5 protein-coding genes are annotated in these 4,327 nt (G+C 36.7%); 3 read left to right on the top strand and 2 right to left on the bottom strand.

Annotated elements, in window-relative coordinates; all coding sequences use genetic code 11:
- Positions 1–123: 123 nt before the first annotated feature.
- Positions 124–1,956: a right-handed parallel beta-helix repeat-containing protein gene (locus tag H7254_RS00150; RefSeq protein WP_301931044.1), complete on the bottom strand. Its 1,833-nt coding sequence runs from the start codon at positions 1,954–1,956 to the stop codon at positions 124–126.
- A 325-nt stretch (positions 1,957–2,281) separates the two neighbouring features.
- On the opposite strand from H7254_RS00150, the gene H7254_RS00145 reads away from it, so the two are divergent.
- The 3 genes from H7254_RS00145 (at position 2,282) to H7254_RS00135 (ending at position 3,885) form a co-directional block, all read left to right on the top strand.
- Positions 2,282–2,956 carry a MarC family protein gene (locus H7254_RS00145; protein WP_301931043.1) on the top strand — a complete coding sequence of 225 codons (675 nt, stop codon included), beginning with the start codon at positions 2,282–2,284 and terminating at the stop codon, positions 2,954–2,956.
- Positions 2,957–3,077: 121 nt separating this feature from the next.
- Positions 3,078–3,458 (top strand): YidH family protein, encoded by a 381-nt coding sequence (locus tag H7254_RS00140; RefSeq protein ID WP_301931042.1) that lies wholly within the window; start codon positions 3,078–3,080, stop codon positions 3,456–3,458.
- Between the two features lie 232 nt (positions 3,459–3,690).
- On the top strand, positions 3,691–3,885 hold the full coding sequence (locus H7254_RS00135) for a hypothetical protein (RefSeq protein WP_301931041.1): 195 nt from the start codon (positions 3,691–3,693) through the stop codon (positions 3,883–3,885).
- 100 nt (positions 3,886–3,985) lie between these two features.
- Here the strand turns inward: H7254_RS00135 and H7254_RS00130 are convergent.
- A partial coding sequence (locus tag H7254_RS00130) for an alpha amylase C-terminal domain-containing protein (protein WP_301931040.1) occupies positions 3,986–4,327 on the bottom strand: 342 nt, incomplete at its 5' end.

Raw genomic sequence — 4,327 nt, 5'->3', positions numbered from 1 at the left:
TAATCTTTTTTATGTGACCTATTTTACTGAATGATCGTAAAGAGGTATGTTGAAGTTAGAGGCATAAACGAATCAGAAAAGACCTTTCATAAAAATCAGTCAATGCCTGGTGAAGGCAGGATTTTATTCAACAGTTATTCCCTGATTTTTACCCAATGTTAATTCTTTAGCAGGTGTTGATATCAGCCTGACATTTTTTCCCAGCACATCGCCTTGTAGTTTATTTTGTTTTATTTCAACTGCTTTGCAGGCTTCTATGGTGATCATATATTTTCGTGCATGAAATGCCTTAAACCGGTTAGACCTTATGATGGTATTATTATTGAAACGCAGTCCTGCTGTTGATTTGGCGTACAATACCGGATAGTCAAACGGATGAAAGGTATTGTTTTCAATATTGATGTTGCGGTGAAATGGTTTGTTATTATCGGGCATAGGTATTATCGGGTCGATGCTGATAATGCCTTCACAAAACTGGTACATGGAGGTTAAACACGGATCGTTAAAAGTATTATTGCGAATGGTAACATCTTTTACTGCACCTGATTCAAACCAGTCATTGGCATCACCTGAAATCAAAATCGCCGAGCCACTGGATTCAAAAATATTGTTTTCAATGATCACTTTTCCCGGTGTGGTAACCAGAATGCCACGGGCACGGTTGCTTCCAAAAAAACTATTTTTAATCAATACGTCCGGCACCCAGTCAAGATTTTCCAACGCATCGCCCACAATGGTTGCCGCAGGAATGTCATCTTTGAAAACAAGCTCAAAAATTTCGGGATCTCTTGCAACAAACGATTGTACTACGGCTACTCCAAAACTATTCATGGCTTTGTTTTCTATAAAGCTCACTTGCTCTCCCTTTCTTGCCCATGTAAAACCAATACTTTGCTCATGCATAAACTTGCATAGTAGTTTTTTACTACTTATTTTTTTAATGATCTGTACACTGGTACCATGCACATTAATGGGGTCATCCATTAATGCTGCAAACCGGCAACTGTCTGCAGTAATTTGTCCTTTGCAGTTGGAATAATGAAATCCGTCATCATGTCCGCTTAAGATGCGGTTCTTAGCCGGGTTGGGAATGCAGTTTACTTTTTTGAAGGTAAGATTTTCTGAGTATTGGCTTAAAATACCCAGGCCGGCATTTTGAAACATGTTTATATTTTCGAAGGTAACGTTTCGGCTTGTTGTAATAAATACTCCTGCATGATCTCTGGCGCTATGCCGCAGTACAAGATAATTGCCTAATGCCGGTAAGCGTTTAAAACGATGGCTCATCCGTACAAGACCCTTACTTATTTCGTTTGCAATGTATTCGCCGTAACCCCTGCCCAAACAAGATTCATCACCGGTTTGCGGCGCTATCAGTTTGGTATCTTTATCAAACTCCATTACACCCCATCGCGACAGTTCACTTTTCCATCCTTCTCCCGTAAAAAAAATTTTTCCCTGTTCAATAACATAGGGAGATTCCGCATTGATGGCAACATCAATATATTCCGGCGTTACGGCCATTACCTGCCCTTGCGCCGTCAGGGGAATATCCCAATCGATATTGATATTTTTAATATAAATATTTTCACAATTATCAATGGTGATAGGTTGCATCCGGTCGTGAAAAATAAAATCCGATCCATTGCCATCCACCGTTATATTTTTAAGATGCTCCAGTAAAACCGGGCAACGGCGTAAGGGAATTACATCTGTGTTGGATTCGTAATACAATCTTTCTTCCACATATTGTGGCCAGAAATCGTAGCGGCCTTTTGAAAATACAAGCACCGCTTGCGCTTTGCCTTTACAGGCTTCCAATGCTTTTTTTACAGCCTGTACAGCATTGATACGGGAATTGGGTGCGCCTCCAAAATCAGTGATGCGGATTGTATCCTGCGCAGCAACAATAATGAAAGAAAAAAGGCAAAATAAAAATGCTACCGGCTTATTCATCTGGTTAAATTTAAAAGTTATTATCACCGTTAAAGAGAAAGTTTACGGTACGAATATACAGGATTGACACAAGGCTGACTTGTATAAAAATACGTGCAGCGGCCGGTACACAAACAGTTTACACAGAAACCCCTGTTTCGATTACAACCATCACCAATCAAAAACAGGATGCAGAAAGGTTCATTTAATTTCTGCCGGTAATTGAAGGGTATACAGTATTTAAAAAATGGGGATGGGAAACGTATATTTTATAAAATACCCTGTATGGCAGTTATAGTATTTAAATTAAATTGCAACACTAGCAGAACTATGTTATTTTTATATAATGCCACTTTATTTACATTCATTTCTTCATCTGCTTTTTATAGGTATCATTGCATTATTTCCTGTAGTTAACCCGGTTGGTTCAGCGTTTATTATTAATCCTTATTTTGTAAATTTAAGTAAAGTTGAAAAGAGAATGGCCGTTAAAAAAATCACTTTATATGCCTTTTTTATTTGCACCGTCTCATTATTTGCAGGGCGTTGGATACTGGGGTTATTTGGTCTTACTATTCCGGTTATTCAATTGGCCGGTGGCATTATGATATGTAAGATGGGATGGGAATTTCTATCTTCGGATAAGAAACCCGATGAACCTGATGCTTCAGGTGATGAGAATGATAAAACACTTAATTATGAACACATCCAGGATAAATTATTTTATCCTATTACTTTTCCTGTTACAACAGGGGCAGGCACTATCTCTGTGTTATTTACTTTAAGTGCACATAGCGCCACTACAAACACAACTACCTATTTCATTAATATTACGGCGATACTTCTTGCTATTATAATAATATGCATATTGATTTATATATTTTATCTCAATACAAAAAACATTATTAATTACCTGGGGTCTAATGGAGAGAAAATTGTTAACCGCATTACTGCTTTTCTTATATTTTGTGTCGGCTTGCAGATTGCCATATCAGGCATTACAACTTTGGTAAAAGGATAAAATATTACACTTAAATCTACATACTATGCAACAGTGTAATAAACTATAAGTAATAAACAGCGGTCAATTCAAATTGCCTTTTAATAACAAGCTTTATATTTTTGATAATTAATTTTAGCAAATGAAGCATACTGAAAATGTTGGAAACGTAAGCGACCACTTAGCAAATGAACGTACCTTTCTGGCGTGGATACGCACCAGTATAGGTATTATGGCATTTGGATTTGTAGTTGTAAAGTTCTCCTTGTTTGTAAAACAAATCTCGCTGTTACTGGGAAAAGACAATATCATACAAAGCAGGGGTTATTCTTCAATGTTTGGGATTATATTGGTAGCTGCAGGTGCTGTTACTTCGGTGTTGTCGTATGTTAGGTTTAAACAAACAGAAAGACAATTAAAGGAAGGAGCGTACCATCATTCATCCTTACTTATCACATTGCTTACTGCTTTTATTTTTTTTGCAAGTTTTTTTCTTATTGCTTACCTTATAAAAACTACCTGACAAGAAGTTTCTATTGGGTATTATAGCATATTTAAAATTAGTATTTGCATTACTTTATTCGCCCTTGTTGGCGTACTGCTTCTCAAACTAAATACAATATCGCATTCCCATAATCGCAAATGTGTTTAACGGCCACGGCAGGAGGGCTGACTGCTAAGCTATTTGTAGAACATACATTTTACAACATAGTTTTTTATCCTGGACAATTAAAGCAGAAGCCGGTAATGAAATTATGCTAAACATTCTTCTTGTATTTTTTATTGTAGCAGCAATTGCTGACTTATTTATTTGGGGAATGGCAATAGGGAGCGGTCATCATATTCCATCTGCCACGATCCGTGATTTTATCGTAACTTTTTTGGTGCTGGTAATATTAAGTTTCGGAATCTTTTTAGTTGAAAAAAGATTTATGAAAGAAAAAGAGTAGGATTGAAAAAACGCTTTAAACTACGGGATCAATCTGAAACGTAAATAAAAACTCATGCGGTCATCTGCATGAGTTTTTATGCTTAAACAACTTTATCTTTTTATTGTTTCTTCATTACCAACGCTGTTCTGTTTGTGAGGTAAATACTTACATTTTTATTTTCATCTGTTGGATAATTGATGGAGTCATCCACTCTTTCAAAGCCCCCGAATTTTTTTTTATCTGAGTTAAGTATGATTTTGTAAATGCCTTTTTCAGGTGTCCGGAATTGATATCCGAAAATAGAATTGCCGGGGCTGAAATTAAAAATAAAAATAAGGTTGCCCCGCTCAAAGACGATCACATTGTTGCTGCTATCCATGTGAAGCTGGTTTGCTATTCCTGATGCAAGCACTTTATTTTCTTTGATGGTATTGATCATGGCTTTATCCCAGTTAGCCAG

This window comes from Ferruginibacter sp. (genome assembly GCF_014377975.1).
GTDB lineage: Bacteria > Bacteroidota > Bacteroidia > Chitinophagales > Chitinophagaceae > Ferruginibacter.
Note: the sequence above shows the minus strand (reverse complement) of the source record. Positions and strands in the feature narration are given on the sequence as shown.

What these genes read in the sequence shown, in the direction of transcription:
- H7254_RS00135 (WP_301931041.1), top strand. Translation starts at nt 3,691, where the DNA reads ATGCTAAACATTCTTCTTGTATTTTTTATTGTAGCAGCAATTGCTGAC.
- H7254_RS00150 (WP_301931044.1), bottom strand. Translation starts at nt 1,956, where the DNA reads ATGAATAAGCCGGTAGCATTTTTATTTTGCCTTTTTTCTTTCATTATT.
- H7254_RS00140 (WP_301931042.1), top strand. Translation starts at nt 3,078, where the DNA reads ATGAAGCATACTGAAAATGTTGGAAACGTAAGCGACCACTTAGCAAAT.
- H7254_RS00145 (WP_301931043.1), top strand. Translation starts at nt 2,282, where the DNA reads ATGCCACTTTATTTACATTCATTTCTTCATCTGCTTTTTATAGGTATC.